At 70.6% G+C, this 16,749-nt stretch carries 17 protein-coding genes; 7 read left to right on the plus strand and 10 right to left on the minus strand.

Annotated elements, in window-relative coordinates; translation table 11 throughout:
• Positions 1 to 34: 34 nt before the first annotated feature.
• On the minus strand, positions 35 to 1,534 hold the full coding sequence (locus ACXYMW_RS16050; RefSeq protein WP_459036342.1) for a CoA-acylating methylmalonate-semialdehyde dehydrogenase: 1,500 nt from the start codon (positions 1,532 to 1,534) through the stop codon (positions 35 to 37).
• 103 nt (positions 1,535 to 1,637) lie between these two features.
• Here ACXYMW_RS16050 and ACXYMW_RS16055 point away from each other — a divergent pair, with 103 nt between their 5' ends.
• Together ACXYMW_RS16055 and ACXYMW_RS16060 are read left to right on the plus strand one after the other, a co-directional pair.
• Entirely contained in the window at positions 1,638 to 2,531 is an 894-nt protein-coding gene (locus tag ACXYMW_RS16055) for a LysR family transcriptional regulator (protein ID WP_459036343.1), read from the plus strand.
• A gap of 62 nt (positions 2,532 to 2,593) precedes the next feature.
• The gene (locus ACXYMW_RS16060) at positions 2,594 to 3,034 is read left to right on the plus strand and encodes a CBS domain-containing protein (protein ID WP_459036344.1); all 441 of its coding nucleotides are present in this window, start codon (positions 2,594 to 2,596) and stop codon (positions 3,032 to 3,034) included.
• A gap of 169 nt (positions 3,035 to 3,203) precedes the next feature.
• On the opposite strand, the gene eno is transcribed toward ACXYMW_RS16060, so the two are convergent.
• The 9 genes from eno to ACXYMW_RS16105 form a co-directional block, all read right to left on the minus strand.
• Complete coding sequence (gene eno, locus ACXYMW_RS16065) at positions 3,204 to 4,481, minus strand: phosphopyruvate hydratase (protein WP_459036345.1); 1,278 nt, start codon at positions 4,479 to 4,481, stop codon at positions 3,204 to 3,206.
• An 81-nt stretch (positions 4,482 to 4,562) separates the two neighbouring features.
• Positions 4,563 to 5,450, minus strand: coding sequence for a DMT family transporter (locus ACXYMW_RS16070; RefSeq protein WP_459036346.1), 888 nt, complete (start codon positions 5,448 to 5,450; stop codon positions 4,563 to 4,565).
• Positions 5,451 to 5,517: 67 nt separating this feature from the next.
• Entirely contained in the window at positions 5,518 to 5,943 is a 426-nt protein-coding gene (locus tag ACXYMW_RS16075; RefSeq protein ID WP_459036347.1) for a Fur family transcriptional regulator, read from the minus strand.
• Entirely contained in the window at positions 5,940 to 6,890 is a 951-nt protein-coding gene (locus tag ACXYMW_RS16080; protein WP_459036348.1) for a DMT family transporter, read from the minus strand. Before ACXYMW_RS16080 ends, ACXYMW_RS16075 begins: the two co-directional genes overlap by 4 nt.
• A 76-nt stretch (positions 6,891 to 6,966) precedes the next feature.
• Entirely contained in the window at positions 6,967 to 7,755 is a 789-nt protein-coding gene (locus ACXYMW_RS16085; RefSeq protein ID WP_459036349.1) for a DUF533 domain-containing protein, read from the minus strand.
• A gap of 85 nt (positions 7,756 to 7,840) precedes the next feature.
• Positions 7,841 to 8,794: a CorA family divalent cation transporter gene (locus ACXYMW_RS16090; protein ID WP_459036350.1), complete on the minus strand. Its 954-nt coding sequence runs from the start codon at positions 8,792 to 8,794 to the stop codon at positions 7,841 to 7,843.
• 55 nt (positions 8,795 to 8,849) lie between these two features.
• Positions 8,850 to 10,271, minus strand: a complete 1,422-nt coding sequence (locus ACXYMW_RS16095) for a protein adenylyltransferase SelO (protein WP_459036351.1) — start codon at positions 10,269 to 10,271, stop codon at positions 8,850 to 8,852.
• Between the two features lie 44 nt (positions 10,272 to 10,315).
• Positions 10,316 to 10,765: a GNAT family N-acetyltransferase gene (locus ACXYMW_RS16100; protein ID WP_459036352.1), complete on the minus strand. Its 450-nt coding sequence runs from the start codon at positions 10,763 to 10,765 to the stop codon at positions 10,316 to 10,318.
• 83 nt (positions 10,766 to 10,848) lie between these two features.
• Positions 10,849 to 11,787 (minus strand): nucleoside hydrolase, encoded by a 939-nt coding sequence (locus tag ACXYMW_RS16105; protein ID WP_459036353.1) that lies wholly within the window; start codon positions 11,785 to 11,787, stop codon positions 10,849 to 10,851.
• A 244-nt stretch (positions 11,788 to 12,031) separates the two neighbouring features.
• On the opposite strand from ACXYMW_RS16105, the gene zwf reads away from it, so the two are divergent.
• The 5 genes from zwf (at position 12,032) to ACXYMW_RS16130 (ending at position 16,652) form a co-directional block, all read left to right on the plus strand.
• A complete protein-coding gene (zwf, locus tag ACXYMW_RS16110) occupies positions 12,032 to 13,483 on the plus strand; it encodes a glucose-6-phosphate dehydrogenase (RefSeq protein ID WP_459036354.1) in 1,452 nt (483 codons plus the stop codon).
• Between the two features lie 10 nt (positions 13,484 to 13,493).
• Entirely contained in the window at positions 13,494 to 14,171 is a 678-nt protein-coding gene (pgl, locus tag ACXYMW_RS16115; RefSeq protein ID WP_459036355.1) for a 6-phosphogluconolactonase, read from the plus strand.
• A 4-nt stretch (positions 14,172 to 14,175) separates the two neighbouring features.
• Positions 14,176 to 15,765 carry a glucose-6-phosphate isomerase gene (gene pgi, locus ACXYMW_RS16120; protein WP_459036356.1) on the plus strand — a complete coding sequence of 530 codons (1,590 nt, stop codon included), beginning with the start codon at positions 14,176 to 14,178 and terminating at the stop codon, positions 15,763 to 15,765.
• A gap of 114 nt (positions 15,766 to 15,879) precedes the next feature.
• Positions 15,880 to 16,365, plus strand: coding sequence for a PRC-barrel domain-containing protein (locus ACXYMW_RS16125; protein WP_459036357.1), 486 nt, complete (start codon positions 15,880 to 15,882; stop codon positions 16,363 to 16,365).
• Positions 16,366 to 16,445: 80 nt separating this feature from the next.
• The gene (locus tag ACXYMW_RS16130; RefSeq protein WP_459036358.1) at positions 16,446 to 16,652 is read left to right on the plus strand and encodes a hypothetical protein; all 207 of its coding nucleotides are present in this window, start codon (positions 16,446 to 16,448) and stop codon (positions 16,650 to 16,652) included.
• Positions 16,653 to 16,749: the final 97 nt, after the last annotated feature.

Here is a 16,749-nt window from a genome sequence, read left to right on the forward strand (position 1 = left end):
GGGCCGCGGTCTTGCCGCGGCCCGCGGAGGGGCGTCAGTCCATCGCCTTGAAGTTGAACTCGCCGCCCTCCTTGATGCCCGAGAACCAGCGCGCGGTGACCGTCTTGGTCTTGGTGTAGAACCGGAAGGCGTCCGGGCCGTACTGGTTCAGGTCGCCGAAGGCCGACTTCTTCCAGCCGCCGAAAGTGTGGTAGCTCAGCGGCACCGGGATCGGGAAGTTGATGCCGACCATGCCCACATTGACCCGGTGGGCGAAGTCGCGCGCGGTGTCGCCGTCGGCGGTGTAGATCGCCGTGCCGTTGCCGTAGGGGTTGTCCATGGTGATCTTCAGCGCCTCCTCGTAGGAGCCGGCGCGGACCTGGCTGAGCACCGGGCCGAAGATCTCCTCGCGGTAGATCTCCATGTCCGGGGTGACGTTGTCGAACAGCGTCGGACCGACGAAGAAGCCGTTTTCGTAGCCCTGGATCTTCAGGCCGCGGCCGTCGGAGACCAGCGTCGCGCCTTCCTCCACGCCCTTGTCGATCAGGCCGAGCACGCGCTCCTGCGCCGCCTTGGTGATCAGCGGGCCGAAATCGACGTCGTCGCCGGCGGTGTAGGGGCCGACGCGCAGTTTCTCGATGCGCGGCACCAGCCGCTCGATCAGCGCCTCGGCGGCCTCCTCGCCGACCGGCACCGCGACCGAGATCGCCATGCAGCGCTCGCCCGCGGCGCCGTAGCCGGCGCCCACCAGCGCGTCCGCTGCCTTGTCCATGTCCGCATCGGGCATGATGATCATGTGGTTCTTGGCGCCGCCGAAGCATTGCGCGCGCTTGCCGTTGGTGGCGGCGCGGCCGTAGATGTACTGCGCGATCGGGGTCGAGCCCACGAAGCCCACCGCCTGGACGGTCTCGTTGTCGAGGATCGCGTCCACGGCTTCCTTGTCGCCGTTGACCACCTGCAGCACGCCGTCGGGCAGGCCCGCCTCCTGCAGCAGCTCGGCCAGCCGGTAGGCGGTCGAGGGGCAGCGCTCGGACGGCTTGAGGATCATCGCGTTGCCCGAGACCAGCGCCGGGCCCATCTTCCACAGCGGGATCATCGCCGGGAAGTTGAACGGCGTGATGCCGGCCACCACGCCCAGCGGCTGGCGCATCGACTGCAGGTCGATGCCGGGGCCGCCATCGTCGGTGAACTCGCCCTTCAAGAGGTGCGGCGCGCCCATGCAGACCTCGATCACCTCGAGACCGCGCTGCACGTCGCCGCGGGCATCGGGCAGGGTCTTGCCGTGTTCGCGGCTGACCAGCTCGGCGAGCTCGTCCATGTGCTCGTTGATGAGCTGGCCGAATTTCATCATCACCCGCGCGCGGCGCTGCGGGTTGGTGGCGCCCCAGGCGACCTGCGCCTCGGCGGCGCGGGCGATGATGGCGTCCATCTCGTCCTTGGTGGCGAGCGGCACCTGTGCCTGGACCTCGCCGGTGGCGGGGTTCATCACGTCGGTGAAGCGGCCGGACTTGCCCTTCACGCCCTTGCCGTCGACCCAGTGCATGAGTTCGGTCATGCCAAATCCTCCTATGCGTTCGGCGCGACCATAGGCTTGCGGAAATGCCCGAAACAGAGGCAAGTTGCCAAAAGGGTTTTGCGAAAATACAGGTACGCGCCGGATGGACAGCTGGGACGACATGCGGATTTTCCTCGCCGTGGCGCGCGGCGAGAGCCTCTCCGCGGCCGGCCGCGCGCTGCGCATGGACCCGGCCACGGTGGGGCGCCGGGTGGCCCGGCTGGAACAGGGGCTGGGCGCGCCGCTCTTCGCCAAAAGCCCGCAGGGCTACGCGCTGACCGAGGCCGGCGACCGGCTCCTGCGCCACGCGGAGGAGGCCGAACAGGCCATGCAGCAGGCCGGCGAGGCGGTGCGCGGGGTGGCCGAGGGGCTGACCGGGCAGGTGCGGATCGGCGCTCCGGACGGCTGCGCCAATTTCGTCCTGCCGCAGGTCTGCGCCGCCATCGTCGCCGACAATCCCGGGCTCGACGTGCAGATCGTGGCGCTGCCGCGGGTGGTCAACCTCTCCAAGCGCGAGGCCGACATGGCGGTGGCGGTCTCGGCCCCGACCGCCGGACGGCTGACGGTGCAGAAACTCACCGATTACCGCCTGCACCTGGCCGCCAGCCGCGGCTACCTGTCCCGGCATCCGCCGGTGCGCCGGCTCGCCGATCTCGCCGGGCACCAGATCGCCGGCTACATCCCCGACATGATCTTCGACAAGGAACTCGACTACCTCGCCGATCTCGGGGTCGAGCGGGTGCGGCTGGCCTCGAATTCGGTGGCGGTGCAGTTCCAGTGGCTGCGGCTGGGCACCGGGCTCGGCATCGTGCACGATTTCGCGCTGCCGGTGGCGCCGGATCTCGTGAAGGTGCTGCCCGAGGACGTGTCGCTGACCCGGTCCTTCTATCTCGTCCGGCATGCCGATGACCGCAGGCTGGCGCGTTTGAACCGCTTTGCCGAACAATTGGCCACGGGCATCCGCCGAGAGGTGGTCCGACTCGAAGGTCTGACTTGACAGAGCCGCTGCGCCGGGAGGACGCTTCACTTCAAGCGATTGGCGGCAGGGAGGTTTTTCGTATGCTGGTGCAACAGATCCTGAAGAACAAGGCGGACGATTCCGTCGTCACGGTGACCCCGGATACCTTGATCCGGGACGCTGCCAAGTTGCTCGCCGAGAAGCGCATCGGGACCGTGGTCGTGTCGAAGGACGGCCGGACGCCGGAAGGCATCCTGTCGGAACGCGACATCGTGCGGATGCTGTCGCTGCGCGGCGCCTCCTGCCTCGAGGCCACCGCGGGCGATTACATGACCCGGGATCTCCAGACCTGCACGACGCATGACGCCGCCGACGCGGTGCTGGCGCGGATGACCGAAGGCCGCTTCCGCCACATGCCGGTGGTGAACGACGACGGCGCCCTGATCGGCATCGTCACCATCGGCGACGCGGTGAAGGCCCGGCTGACCGAATTGTCGATGGAGAAGGACGCGCTGGAGGGCATGATCACCAACGCCTGGTGAGCCGCCGCTTCGGCCGCCTTGGGTCCGAGACACGACGCCCCCGCCGTGACCGGCGGGGGCGTCGTCATGCCGGGGGCCGGCCGGGGCGTCGAGAACGTGGCGTCCGGCGGGGCGGGCCCGCCGGGGCAGGGCGCGCGCCCGGGCGTCGCGGCCCGGCGCGCGGCGCCGGTCAGCCGCGCAGGATCGAGCGGCCGGCATATTCCGCCGTGGCGCCCAGCATCTCCTCGATGCGGATCAGCTGGTTGTACTTGGCCAGCCGGTCCGAGCGCGCGAGGCTGCCGGTCTTGATCTGCCCGCAATTGGTGGCCACGGCGAGATCGGCGATGGTCGAATCCTCGGTCTCGCCCGAGCGGTGCGACATCACGTTGGTCATGCGGGCGCGGTGCGCCATGTCCACCGCCTTCAGGGTCTCGGTCAGGGTGCCGATCTGGTTGACCTTGACCAGCATGGAATTGGCGCAGCCCTTCTCGATCCCCATGGCGAGCCGCGCCGGGTTGGTGACGAAGAGGTCGTCGCCCACCAGCTGCACCTTGTCGCCGATGGCCTCGGTCAGGGCGCGCCAGCCCTGCCAGTCATCCTCCGACATGCCGTCCTCGATGGAGATGATCGGGTAGTCGCGCACCAGCTTCTCGAGATAGGCGACGTTGTCGTCGGAATCGAGCGAGGCGCCTTCGCCCTTCATCTCGTACTTGCCGTCCTTGAAATATTCCGTGGCGGCGCAGTCGAGGGCGAGGAAGATGTCCTCGCCCGGGGTATAGCCGGCCTTCTCGATCGACTTCAGGATGAAGTCGAGCGCCTCGCGGGTGGAGCCAAGCTCCGGCGCGAAGCCGCCCTCGTCGCCGAGCCCGGTGGACATGCCGGCCGCGACCAGCTCTTTCTTCAGGGTGTGGAAGACCTCGGAGCCCATGCGCACGGCGTCGCGGATGTTCTCCGCCGCCACCGGCATGATCATGAATTCCTGGATGTCGATCGGATTGTCGGCGTGTTCGCCACCGTTGATGATGTTCATCATCGGTACCGGCAGGACCCGCGCCGAGGTGCCGCCGACATAGCGGAAGAGCGGCTGCGTGGTGAAGTCGGCGGCGGCGCGCGCGGTGGCCAGCGACACGCCGAGGATGGCGTTGGCGCCGAGCCGGCCCTTGTTGTCGGTACCGTCGAGCTCGACCATCGCGAGGTCGATCTCGACCTGGGCGGTGGCGTCCATGCCGAGCAGTTCCTCGGCGATCTCGCCGTTGACCGCGGCGACCGCCTCGAGCACGCCCTTGCCCTTGTAGCGCGCGCTGTCGCCGTCGCGGCGCTCGACCGCCTCGTAGGCGCCGGTGGAGGCCCCCGAGGGCACCGCGGCGCGGCCCATCGAGCCGTCCTCCAGCGTCACGTCGACCTCGACGGTCGGGTTGCCGCGGCTGTCGAGGATTTCGCGCGCGTGGATGTCGATGATCGTGCTCATGGGCCGTCCCTCTGATCTTCGTTCGGCAATCGGTTAGCTGGAAGCCGCCGCAAAGTAAACGTTGATGTTAGCGTTAACAGGCTACGGCGGCGGGACCTCCGGGGCGCGCTGCCGGGCCAGCCGGTGTTCGCGCAGGAGCGTGTAGAGGCCCGAGCCCACGATCATCGCCGCGCCCAGCAGGGTCATTGCATCGGGGCGTTCGCCGAAGGCCAGGAAGCCGATCAGCAGGGCGAAGAGGATGCGGGTGTAGCGGAACGGCGTGACAACCGCGACGCCGCCGGTGCGGGTGGCCGAGGTGATGGCGTAATAGGCGACGCCGCCCACGATGATGGCGCCGAGCAGCATCAGCCCGCTGCGGGCATCGGGCCAGGCCAGCCCGCCGGTGAAGGGCAGCAGGATCAGCCCCGAGGGGATGGTCGAGAGCAGCCCGTAGGTCGCCAGCTGCAGGTGGCTGATGCGCGCCGGCACGACCCGCGCGGCGAGGTCGCGGGCGGCGAGGCCGAAGACCGCGAGCAGCGCCCAGAGCGCGTTCGGATCGAAGCCCGCCAGGCCCGGGCGCAGGATCACCAGCACGCCTGCAAGCCCGGTCAGGATCGCCGACCAGCGCCGCCAGCCGACCTCCTCGCCGAAGAGCAGCGCCGCGCCCAGGGTGATCACCAGCGGCATCGCCTGGGCGATCGCCGAGGCGGTGGCCAGCGGGATCAGGGTGATGGCGAGGACGAAGCCGCAGGTGCCGACGATCTCGGTCAGGTTGCGCAGCAGGATCGGCCGGGCCAGCAGGTCGGGCCCGAACAGCCGCACGCCGCGGCTGCGGGCGTAGAGCGCGAATCCGCCGCCGCCGAACAGGCCGATGGCGATCAGGATCTGGCCGGTGGGCAGGGTGGCGGAGGCGGCCTTGATGAAGGCGTCCTCGACCGCGAAAGCACCCATGGCGAGCGTCATCAGCAGGATGCCGCGCAGATTGTCCATGTCCCGTCTCCCGGCTGCCCTGTCCGGGCGCTACCGCCTCGCCGCCGGAAAGGCCAGAGGGCAGCGATCAGGCGCCGCGCTTGCGGGATTTCAGCGGCACCCCGTAAAGCTCCATGCGGTGGCCCTGGAGCCGGTAGCCCAGCCGCTCGGCGATGCGCTCCTGCAGCGCCTCGATCTCGGGATCGACGAACTCGATCACCTTTCCGGTGGTCATGTCGATGAGGTGGTCGTGATGCTCGCGCTCGGCATCCTCGTAGCGCGCCCGGCCATCGCCGAAATCGACCCTCTCGAGAATGCCCTCCTCCTCGAAGAGCTTGACGGTGCGGTAGACGGTGGCCAGCGAGATGCGGCTATCCTGCAGGGCGGCGCGGGCGTGCAGTTCCTCGACGTCGGGGTGATCCTCGGCGGCGTCGAGAACCTCGGCGATGATGCGGCGCTGGCCGGTCATGCGCAATCCGCGTTCGGCGCAGCGTTTCGAGATCGTGTCGCTCATGGTCCGCCCGTTTCGGTGCTGTCCTGACGGTCTACCCCCGCGGGACGTGTCGCGCCAAGCCGTGCGCGGCGCCGAACGCTCCGCCGGGAATGCTCGATATAAAGCGCCAGAGCGCCGAGCACCACCGCCCCGCCGGCCAGCATCCGCGGCGTCGGCGCCTCGCCGGTGCCGAGCCAGACCCAGAGCGGCCCGAGCGCGGTCTCGAGCAGCATCAGGAGGCTGACATTGGCCGCCGCAGTGTGGCGCGAGGCCGAGGACAGGGCAAAGAACGACACCGGCACGATCAGCAGGCCGGTGACCAGGATCGCCGGCACGTTGCCGTCGAACAGGCCGCTGCCGCCCAGCGCCGCCAGTCCCAGCATCCCGGCGGCAAGGCTGCCCATCCCCATCGCCGGCAGGATCGGCACGCCGGGATTGTGCCGCAGGGTGACGAAGGTCAGGGCCAGCGAACAGGCCACGCCGAGCCCGCAGAGCGCGCCGGCCAGCGCCCCGGCGTCGAGGCCGAGCTCGCCCTTGCCGGTCACCGCGAGGGCGATGCCCGACAGCACCGCGGCGATGGCGGCCCAGGTGGCGCGGCCGGTGCGCTCGCCGTAGAGCAGCCGCGACAGCAGCGCCGCGGCGACCGGCACGCAGGCCACGGCGAGCAGCATCACCGCCACCGGGGCCAGCGCGATCCCGGCCGGGAACAGCACCGCATTGGCGGTCTGGCTGGCGATCACGGTGAGGCCGGCGCGGCTGGACAGCGCCCGCGCGGTGCCGGCGCGGCCGGCCGGCGGCCGGCTGACCGCCCAGGCGGTGAGGAAGACCAGCGCGGTGGCGCAGCCCCGCCAGGCCAGCATGGTCGCCCCGTCCATACCCGACAGGCGCATGAACAGGGCATCGGGCGTCAGCACCAGCGCGCCGAAGGCGGCGAGGGCGAGGCCGTGGATCGAGCTGCTTTGCGGCATCGGCTCCCAGCGACAGGACGGGCGCCCGGCCGGGGCCGGGCGTTCGGGACACAGGCGCCGGGACGATCCCTGCGGCTCAGGCGTAGAGCGGCTGCATGCCCTGCTGGACGTGCAGCGCGTTCACCGTCGGTTCGTCGAGCTCGAGCGCCTTGGCGAGACGGTCGAGATACTGCGCCTCGGCATCGGTGTCCACGCGGATGGCCATCAGCGCCGCGGAATAGACCGGCATGCGCTGCGCCGCCGGCACGTCGCGGGCCAGCGCCTCGGGATCGACCGGGGCGGCAAGCTCGCGCTCGACGAAGGCGCGGTCCTCCGGATCGGCGTCCTCGCCCACGAAATCGAGGATCTTGGCCTTCTCGGCGGCGTCGATCTCGCCGTCGCACTTGGCCGCCTGGATCATCGCCCGCAGCATCAGGGCGGCGCCCTTCTCCATTTCGGGCGCGGTCTCGCGCATGTTGAACTGGTCGAGCAGCGCGCCCACGCCCTGGCCGCCCATCGCCGCGGCGCCGCCCATCGCGGCCAGCATGCCGGCCATGCCGCCCGAGCCCTTCGAGGGCACGCTGGACAGCAGGCCGCGGCCGGTCGAGGAGGGCGCCGCGCCGGCGCCGCCGAGCATCGCGGAGAGATCGAATCCCGAGGCCCGCATCTTGTCGAGCATGGCCTGCATCGGCTGGGTCGCCTGGGCGGCGCCGCCCTGCATGGCCTGGCTCATCTGGCTGCCGGCCTTGGTCATCGGGTGCTGGCCCTTGACCTGGGCGCCGCCGCCCCAGAGGCCGGTGACGCCCTTGCCGCGGGCCATGCGGTCGATGCCGCGCGCCGCCGCGTATCCGATGGCGAGCTTGGCGAGGGTCTTCATCATGCTCATGATCGTCTCTCCTTCCCTTGGCCCCGTCGGGGCGTCCGCCTGTGGTGATATGGGGCGCGGGAGCGCCGGCGACAGGCGCGTCGGCTCAGAACAGCCGCAGCGCCTTCAGCGCGGCCCAGACCAGCCAGCCCAGGGCCAGCGAGCCGAGCGTCAGGCGGGTGAAGGCCCAGGGGTGTTCGGTGCCCGGCATGCCGGCCACGTTGACCCCGAAGAGCCCGGTGACGAAGCTCATCGGCAGGAAGATCGCGGCCACCACCGACAGCGCGTAGGAATGCTTCGACAGCCGCGCGTTCTGGCGCATGTCGACATGGTCCGCCAGCGCCGCCAGGCGGTCGCGGATCGCCGTCATCTCCTCGACCGCGCGCTGGCCGCGATCGGCCAGTTCGGCGAGGTCCTCGCGCGCCTCGGCGTCGATCACCGGCAGCCGGGCATCGGTGAGCCCGGCCAGCGCGGTGGCCTGCGGCCCGAGGAAGCGGTGCAGCCGGATCGCCGCGGTGCGCAGCTCCGGCAGGTCCTCGTGGCGCGGGTCGCGGTCATCCTCGAACAGCACGTCCTCGAGCAGGTCGAGCCGGTCCTCGAGCGCCACGCCGTAGCTCTCCAGCCGGTCGGTGAAGTTGCGGGCCAGCGCCACCAGCAGCATCTGCGGCGAGGGCGGCCCTTCGCCCCGGTCGACCGCGGCGCGCAGATCCTGGGCGGCCTGGACCTTGCGGCGGCGCACCGTGACCACGCGGTCGCGCGCCACCCAGATGCGCAGGGCCACCAGATCCTCGGGATCGTCGGCGGCGGGGTCGAGGTTGAGCCCGCGCAGGATGGCCAGCACGCCGCCGGCATGGCCCAGGCTGCGCGGCCGGGTCTCGGGCTGGCTGAGGATCTCCGCGGCGCGTTCCGGCAGGGTGGCGAAGAGCCAGTCGGCAACGCCCGGGTCGCCGAAATCGCAATGCACCCAGCGGTAGCTGTCGGCCGCGGGGGCGGTGTCGGGATCGGCGACCGGCCGGGCGCTGCCATCGGCGCGGATGTCGTAGGCGAAGATCGGCGTCATGGGCTCCGCGGGGGCTCTGGCGCGGCGCGACGGGGCGGCGCGCGGTGGGACGGGATCAGGTGCCGCAGAAGGTCGCCTGCACGACCTCATCGGGGCGCGGCGCGCGGCGCAGGTCGGCATGGGCCGGATCGTCCGAGAACGGCGTCGCGAGCGCCGCGCCGAGCCGGTGGAACGGCGCGTCGTCGCCCGCCACCGCGGCGGCGATGGCCTCCTCGATGCGGTGGTTGCGCGGGATGATCGCCGGGTTGGCGCGGGCCATGACCGCTTTCGGGTCGGGCTCCCCGGCGATCCGGCGCTGCCAGCGCTCGGCCCAGCCGTCGAAGGATGCGGGGTCGGTGAACTCGTCGCGCGCGGTGCCGTGGAGCAGCGCCCGGAAGGTGTTGGTGAAATCGGCGCCGCCGGCCTGCATGCGGGTCAGCAGGTCGGCCACCAGGTCGCGGTCCTCGCCGCGCGGCTCGGAAATGCCGATCTTGGCGGCGAAGCGGCGCTCCCAATGGGCGCGGATGGCGTCCGGCATGGCGTGGATGCGCGCGGTGAAGTCCTGCACCGCCGCCTCGGGGTCGGGCATCAGCCCGATCAGAGCGGTGGCGAGCTGCGCCATGTTCCAGACGATCACGTCGGCCTGGGCGGCGTAGCTGTAACGGCCGTAGCGGTCGATCGAGGAGAACACCGTGTCGGGATGGTAGGAATCCATGAAGGCGCAGGGGCCGTAATCGATGGTCTCGCCCGACAGCGTGGTGTTGTCGGTGTTCATCACGCCGTGGATGAACCCGAGGCTCATCCAATGCGCCACCAGGGCGGCCTGACGGTCGACGACGCGCTGCAGAAGCTCGGCCGGATCGCGCACGTCGGGATAGTGGCGGTCGACGGTGTAATCGTAGAGCGCCTGGAGCGCCGCGGCATCCTGGCGCGCGGCGAAGATCTGGAAGGTGCCGACGCGGATGTGGCTCGCCGCCACGCGGGTCAGCACGGCGCCGGGCAGGGGTGCCTCGCGGATCACGTCTTCGCCGGTGCGCACCGCGGCCAGCGCCCGGGTGGTCGGCACGCCCATCGCGTGCATGGCCTCGGAGACGAGGTATTCGCGCAGCACCGGGCCCAGCCAGGCGCGGCCGTCGCCCATGCGGCTGTAGGGGGTGCGTCCCGATCCCTTGAGCTGGATGTCGCGCCGCTGGCCCGCCCGGTCGCGTGTTTCGCCCAGCAGGATGGCGCGGCCGTCGCCGAGCTGCGGATTGAAATGCCCGAACTGGTGGCCGGCATAGAGCTGCGCCAAGGGCTCGGCGCCCTCGGGGATTGTGTTGCCGGCGAAGACCCGCGCCAGCAGGTCGGGGTCGTCGGGCGCGTCGATGCCCAGCTCCGCGGCCAGCGGCCGGTTGAAGGCGATCAGCGTCGGCGCCGAGACCGGCGTCGGGTCGAGCCGCGAGTAGAACCCCGCGGGCAGGCGCGCATAGGAGTTGTCGAAGGGAATCGCAAAGGTCATGGCCGGGATATAGGCACGGCGCCCGGGCCCGGCCAGAGCCGGGCTCAGACCAGCCGCCGCGACATCAGCGCGTAGCCCTCGCGCATGCGGAAGCGCGAGCGTTCGTAGAAGGCGCGGGCGCGCGCGTCGTGGCGGGCCGCCTCGAGGTGGATGGCCTGCACGCCGCCGTCGCGCAGCGCCCGCGCGATGCCGTCCAGCGCGTCCGAGCCCATGCCGCGGCCGCGCACCGCCGGCCGGACGTAGAGCTCGTCGACGATGGCGTCGAGGCCGCCGAATTCCAGCGACCAGCCGAAGGTCACGACGATGTAGCCCACCGGCGCCTTGCGCGGGCCGATCAGCCAGACCGCGCCGTGCGGCGAGCCTTCGAGCAGCGGCTTGACCGCCTCGGCGCGGCGCTCCTCGTCGAGGTCGAAGCCGCGTTCGGAATGGTAGGCCGCCACCATCGGCAGCAGCCGTTCGGCGTCCTCGGCGCCGGCAAGATGCAGCGACTTCATGCCGGATCACCGGGGGCAAGCTGGGGAAATTCTGCGGACATGCGTGGGTCTCGTGCGGATTCGGGAGGGGCGGGGACCGGGCGTCAGAGACGTCCGAGCCGGTCGGTCAGCAGCGCGAAGAAGCCGTCGGCATCGAGATCGCCGATGAAGGTGGCATTGGCCGGGCGGTCGGTGACGCCCCACCAATCGGCCACCGTCATGCCCAGCGTCAGGGCCGACGCCGTCTCGACCTCGACATTGATGCGGCGGCCGGAGAACAGGTCGGGGCGGATGAGCCAGGCGATGACGCAGGGATCGTGCAGCGGCGCGCCGTCGGAGCCGTATTTCTCCTTGTCGAAGCGTTCGAAGAAATCGGTCATCTCGGCCACCGCGCGGCCGGCGGCGTTGCCGAGGGCGCGGAAGGCGTCGTTGCGGGCGCGGGTGACCAGCGCCTTGTGGGTCACGTCGAGCGGCAGCATGGTGATCTCCGCGCCGGAGCCCAGCACCACCGCCGCCGCCTCGGGATCGACGTATATGTTGAACTCCGCCGTCGGAGTGATGTTGCCGACCTCGAAATAGGCGCCGCCCATCAGCACGATGCCGGCCAGCCGCTCGGCGATGTCGGGGGCGCGGCGCAGCGCCAGCGCCACGTTGGTGAGCGGACCCAGGACGCAGAGCGTGACGCTGCCCGGGGCTTCGCGGCGCAGCGTCTCGACGATGAAGTCGACGGCATGCGCTTCGGCCAGCGGCATGGCGGGATCGGGCAGGGCGGGGCCGTCGAGCCCGGTGCGGCCATGGACGTGCTCGGCGGTGACCAGCGGCCGCAGCAGCGGCCGGTCGCAGCCGGCATGGACCGCGATGTCGGGCCGCCCGGCCAGTTCGCAGACGATGCGGGCGTTCTTCTGGGTCAGCGCCAGCGGCACGTTGCCGGCCACCGCGGTGATCCCCAGCACCTCGAGCTCGGGCGAGGCCAGGGCCAGCAGGATCGCCACGGCGTCGTCCTGTCCGGGATCGGTGTCGATGATGATCTTGCGCGCGGCCATGGCGGCTCCTTCCGGACGGGGCGTGCCGAGCAGTGCCACGCGGCCGGGCCTGCTGCAAGCGGGCGCGCGGGATCGTGCCGGCGGGGCACCGGATCGCGCCCCGCATTGCCGCTGCGTCGCGCAGTGTTAGACTCCGGGCGCAAGCTGCGCTATGCCACGCCCGAACGCCTCAGTTAGCGCTAACATTCATCCCGGTTAACGCCGGCGGGTCCGGGCCGTCAGAGCAGATTCGGAGACTCCCCTCATGGTTTCGCGTGTCATTCCGGTCGACAATTTCGACCTCGTGGTTTTCGGCGGCACCGGCGATCTGGCCCGGCGCAAGATCCTGCCCGGCCTGTTCCGCCGCTACTGCGCCGGCCAGATGCCCCCCGAAGCGCTGATCGTCGGCGCCGCGCGCAGCGACATGGACGATGCCGGCTACCGCACCATGGTGCGTGAGGCGATCGAGGAATTCAGCAGGGTGCAGGGCGAGCCCGGCCAGCTCGACGCCTTCCTCGACCGGGTGCGCTACCAGACCGTGGACGCCAAGGGCGAGGGCGGCTGGGCCGAGCTCGGCGCCAAGCTGCGCGACGACGCCATCCGCGCCTTCTACTTCTCGGTGGCGCCGTCGCTGTTCGGCGACCTGGCCGAGCGGCTGCGCGCCTTCGGCCTCGCCAGCCGCGAGAGCCGCATCGTGGTGGAAAAGCCCTTCGGCCACGATCTCGGCAGCGCGCGGGCGCTGAACCGCGAGCTGGCGCAGTATTTCGACGAGACGCAGATCTACCGGATCGACCATTATCTCGGCAAGGAGACGGTGCAGAACCTGATGGCGGTGCGCTTCGGCAACGTGCTGTTCGAACCGCTCTGGAACGCGCAGTTCGTCGATCACATCCAGATCACCGTGGCCGAGACCGTGGGCGTGGGCGGGCGCGGTTCCTATTACGACCATTCCGGCGCCATGCGGGACATGGTACAGAACCACCTGATGCAGCTGCTCTGCCTGATCGCCATGGAGCCGCCGGCGAAGTTCGACCCCGACGCGGTGCGCGACGAGAAGCTCAAGGTGATCCGCGCGCTGGAACCGGTCGAGCCGCATCACATCGTGCGCGGCCAATACGACGCCGATGCCGGCCAGCCGGGCTACCGCGCGCATGTCGAGAACGACCGCTCGACCACCGAAAGCTTCGTGGCGCTGCGCGCGCATATCTCGAACTGGCGCTGGGCGGGGACGCCGTTCTACCTGCGCACCGGCAAGATGCTGCGGGCGCGCACCTCGGAGATCGCCGTGGTGTTCAAGGACGCGCCGCATTCGATCTTCGGCGCCGAGGCCGGGCGGCACCGCAACGTGCTGGCGATCCGGCTGCAGCCCAACGAGGGCATGACGCTCGACGTCACCATCAAGGAGCCGGGCCCGGGCGGCATGCGCCTGCTCGACGTGCCGCTCGACATGACCTTCGCCGATGCGCTGGGGCCCGACGGCGCCGACATGCCGGATGCCTACGAGCGCTTGATCATGGACGTGATCCGCGGCAACCAGACGCTGTTCATGCGCGGCGACGAGGTCGAGGCCGCCTGGGCCTGGACCGACCCGGTGATCGAGGGTTGGCAGGCCCGCGGCGACGTGCCCAAGCCCTACGATCCGGGCTCGGCCGGTCCCGACGACGCGTTGATGCTGATGCATCGCGACGGTCGCCGCTGGCGCGACATAAAGGCCTGAGGAGCCCGCAATGGGATACGAGTTCTGCGACTATGCCGACCGCGAGATGCTGTGCATCAACCTTGCCGACCGGATCGCCAGCGAATTGCGCCGCGCCCTCTCGGCCGGGGAGCGCGCCAGCCTCGCCGTGCCCGGCGGCACCTCGCCGGGGCCGGTCTTCGACGACCTCTGCTCGGTGGCGCTGGACTGGGACCGGGTGGACGTGATGCTGACCGACGAGCGCTGGGTGGACGAGAGCAGCGCGCGCTCCAACACCCGGCTGCTGCGCGAGCGGCTGCTGGTCGACAAGGCGGCGGCGGCGCATCTGGTGCCGCTCTACGCCGCGGCCGCAGAGCCCGAGGCGCGGCTCGAGGAGCTGTCCGCGGGCATCGCGCCCTGCCTGCCGCTGTCGGTGCTGCTGCTGGGCATGGGCGCCGACATGCACACCGCGTCGCTGTTTCCCGGCGCCGATCGGCTGGCCGAGGCGCTGTCGCCGAAGGCGCCGCCGCTGGTCGCGATGCGCGCGCCCGGCGCGCCCGAGCCGCGCATCACCCTGAGCGCGCCGGTGCTCGACGGGGCGCTGGCCAAGCACGTGCTGATCTTCGGCGCCGAAAAGCGCCGGGCGCTCGAAGCGGCGCGCGGCAAATCCCCCGAGGCGGCGCCGATCAACGCGGTGCTCGACGGGGCCACGGTACATTGGGCGGAGTGAGACCATGTGGGACGACCTGAAGCGGCTGGCCGACGGCGCGGAGAAGCGCCGGATCGGCGACCTGTTCGCGGCCAATCCGAACCGCGCCGCGGAGTTCAGCCTCGACACCGCGGGCCTGCTCTTCGACTATTCCAAGACCGCGCTCGACGAGCAGGTGCGCGCCGCGCTGGTGGCGCTGGCCCAGGCGGCGGGGGTCGAGGCGCAGCGTGAGCGCATGTTCACCGGGGAGGCGATCAACGACACCGAGGGCCGCGCGGTGCTGCACACGGCGCTGCGCAACCTCGATGGCGGGCCGGTTCTGGTCGACGGCGAGGACGTCATGCCGGAGATCCTGGGGACGCTGGAGCGCATGGCCGAGCTGGCGCGCGACGTGCGCCGTGGCGGCATCACCGACGTGGTCAATATCGGCATCGGCGGGTCCGACCTCGGGCCGGCCATGGCCTACCGGGCGCTGACGCCCTATTGCGACGGGCCGCGCTGCCATTTCGTCTCCAACGTCGACGGGGCCGACATCGCCGACACGCTGCGCGGGCTCGACCCCGAAACCACGCTCTTCGTCGTCGCCTCCAAGACCTTCACCACCATCGAGACCATGACCAACGCCCGCACCGCGCGGGCCTGGCTCGACGACCGCCGGGTGTCGCACGAGGGGCGCTTCGTGGCGCTGAGCTCGAACCGCGAGAAGGCCGCCGAATGGGGTATCCCGGCCGACCGGGTGTTCGGCTTCGGCGATTTCGTCGGCGGGCGCTACTCGATGTGGGGGCCGATCGGATTGTCGCTGATGTTCGCCATCGGCCCCGACGCGTTCCGCGCCTTCCTGCGCGGCGCCCAGGAGATCGACCGGCACTTCCGCGCCGCGCCGCTGCACGAGAACATGCCGGTGCTGCTGGCGCTGGTGGGAATCTGGCACAACCAGGTGTTGGGCCATGCCACCCGCGCGGTGCTGCCCTACGACAACCGTCTGGCGCGGCTGCCGGCCTATCTCCAGCAGCTCGAAATGGAGAGCAACGGCAAGGGCGTGGCGATCGACGGAGGCGCGCTCGACGTGCCCTCGGGGCCGGTGGTCTGGGGCGAACCCGGCACCAACGGCCAGCATGCCTTCTACCAGCTCATCCACCAGGGCACCCGGGTGGTGCCCTGCGAGTTCATGGTCGCGGCCGAGGGGCACGAGGCCGATCTCGGCCACCACCACGACCTGCTGGTGGCCAATTGCCTGGCCCAGTCCGAGGCGCTGATGCGGGGCCGCGATCTCGAGGAGGCGCGGGCGATCTGCCGCGACAAGGGCTTCGAGGGCGCGGAGCTCGAGCGCCAGGCGCGGCACCGCGTGTTCCCCGGCAACCGGCCCTCGACCACGCTGATCTATCCCCAGCTCACGCCCGAGATCCTGGGCAAGATCGTCGCGCTCTACGAGCACCGGGTCTTCGTCGAGGGTGCCATCCTCGGCATCAACTCCTTCGACCAATGGGGGGTGGAGCTGGGCAAGGAACTGGCCTCGTCGCTGGGCCCCGTGGTCACCGGCGAGGCCTCGGCCGAGGGCAAGGACGGCTCGACCCGACAGCTGGTCTCCTACGTGCTCCGGCACCGCGGGCACTGACCTCCCGCGTCGCAAGTTCCATGCCGGAAATGGAATTTTTCCGTCCTCCGGGCTGGAACGCCGCGGCGTGAGCGCCGTTGTGAAGGCAGACACGACGACGAAAGGAGTTCTGTTATGAACCGCATTCTGACCTCCGCCCTCGCGCTCACCCTGGCCGGCGGCGTCGCCTGGGCCGACAATCACGGCGACACCGAGCAGATGGCCGAGACCGAGACCGAGACGCAGATGCAGGACGACGGCATGGCGATGGACAGCGCCAACCTGATCCGCAGCCGCGACATCACCGGCGGCGCCGTCTACGCGATCGATTCCGAGGCCGACGACGTCGACTGGGATCTTGACGCAACCTACGACGCGGTCGACGAAAACTGGGACCGCGTCGGCGAGATCGAGGACATCGTGCTCGGCACCGACGGCCAGATGAAGGGCATCGTGGCCGAGGTCGGCGGCTTCCTCGACATCGGCGACAAGCACGTGATGATCGAAATGCAGGACGTGAAGCTGGTGCCGGTCGACGACCGCAGCTACGCGGTGGTCACGCCGATGACCGAAGAGCGTCTGGAAAGCATGGAAAACCTCGATGAAGGCTTCTGGAACTAAGCGTTCCGATGCCGCGCGAGAGGGGGCCGGGCAGCGATGCCCGGCCTTTTGCGTTCAGCCAGGAGACCGGAGGAGACGTCATGGCGAAATATGACCGGAACAGCGGCGAGGACTGGAGCGACGCGGAGGTGCAGACGCTGCGCGATCTCGCCGCCGAGAACACGCCGACGCGGGTGATCGGCCTCAAGCTCGGCAGGACCGAAGACGCGGTCTATGCCAAGGCCTCGGAGGAGGGGATCAGCCTGAAGCCGTCCAACCAGAGCCTATACAGCCGGCAGGACGATTGACCGCGGCCGCGACCGCGCGGTCGCGGTGCAGATAGGGGGCGCGCGCCGACGAGCGCGCGCCTTAACCTCGTCCTGCGAGCCTGAGGCCCCGGCACTC

The sequence above is a fragment of the Roseivivax sp. CAU 1761 genome, from assembly GCF_054482755.1.

Bases quoted from the DNA above. Each gene is read 5' to 3' on its own strand.
- ACXYMW_RS16050 (WP_459036342.1), bottom strand. From the start codon at position 1,534: ATGACCGAACTCATGCACTGGGTCGACGGCAAGGGCGTGAAGGGCAAG.
- ACXYMW_RS16055 (WP_459036343.1), top strand. From the start codon at position 1,638: ATGGACAGCTGGGACGACATGCGGATTTTCCTCGCCGTGGCGCGCGGC.
- ACXYMW_RS16060 (WP_459036344.1), top strand. From the start codon at position 2,594: ATGCTGGTGCAACAGATCCTGAAGAACAAGGCGGACGATTCCGTCGTC.
- eno (WP_459036345.1), bottom strand. From the start codon at position 4,481: ATGAGCACGATCATCGACATCCACGCGCGCGAAATCCTCGACAGCCGC.
- ACXYMW_RS16070 (WP_459036346.1), bottom strand. From the start codon at position 5,450: ATGGACAATCTGCGCGGCATCCTGCTGATGACGCTCGCCATGGGTGCT.
- ACXYMW_RS16075 (WP_459036347.1), bottom strand. From the start codon at position 5,943: ATGAGCGACACGATCTCGAAACGCTGCGCCGAACGCGGATTGCGCATG.
- ACXYMW_RS16080 (WP_459036348.1), bottom strand. From the start codon at position 6,890: ATGCCGCAAAGCAGCTCGATCCACGGCCTCGCCCTCGCCGCCTTCGGC.
- ACXYMW_RS16085 (WP_459036349.1), bottom strand. From the start codon at position 7,755: ATGAGCATGATGAAGACCCTCGCCAAGCTCGCCATCGGATACGCGGCG.
- ACXYMW_RS16090 (WP_459036350.1), bottom strand. From the start codon at position 8,794: ATGACGCCGATCTTCGCCTACGACATCCGCGCCGATGGCAGCGCCCGG.
- ACXYMW_RS16095 (WP_459036351.1), bottom strand. From the start codon at position 10,271: ATGACCTTTGCGATTCCCTTCGACAACTCCTATGCGCGCCTGCCCGCG.
- ACXYMW_RS16100 (WP_459036352.1), bottom strand. From the start codon at position 10,765: ATGAAGTCGCTGCATCTTGCCGGCGCCGAGGACGCCGAACGGCTGCTG.
- ACXYMW_RS16105 (WP_459036353.1), bottom strand. From the start codon at position 11,787: ATGGCCGCGCGCAAGATCATCATCGACACCGATCCCGGACAGGACGAC.
- zwf (WP_459036354.1), top strand. From the start codon at position 12,032: ATGGTTTCGCGTGTCATTCCGGTCGACAATTTCGACCTCGTGGTTTTC.
- pgl (WP_459036355.1), top strand. From the start codon at position 13,494: ATGGGATACGAGTTCTGCGACTATGCCGACCGCGAGATGCTGTGCATC.
- pgi (WP_459036356.1), top strand. From the start codon at position 14,176: ATGTGGGACGACCTGAAGCGGCTGGCCGACGGCGCGGAGAAGCGCCGG.
- ACXYMW_RS16125 (WP_459036357.1), top strand. From the start codon at position 15,880: ATGAACCGCATTCTGACCTCCGCCCTCGCGCTCACCCTGGCCGGCGGC.
- ACXYMW_RS16130 (WP_459036358.1), top strand. From the start codon at position 16,446: ATGGCGAAATATGACCGGAACAGCGGCGAGGACTGGAGCGACGCGGAG.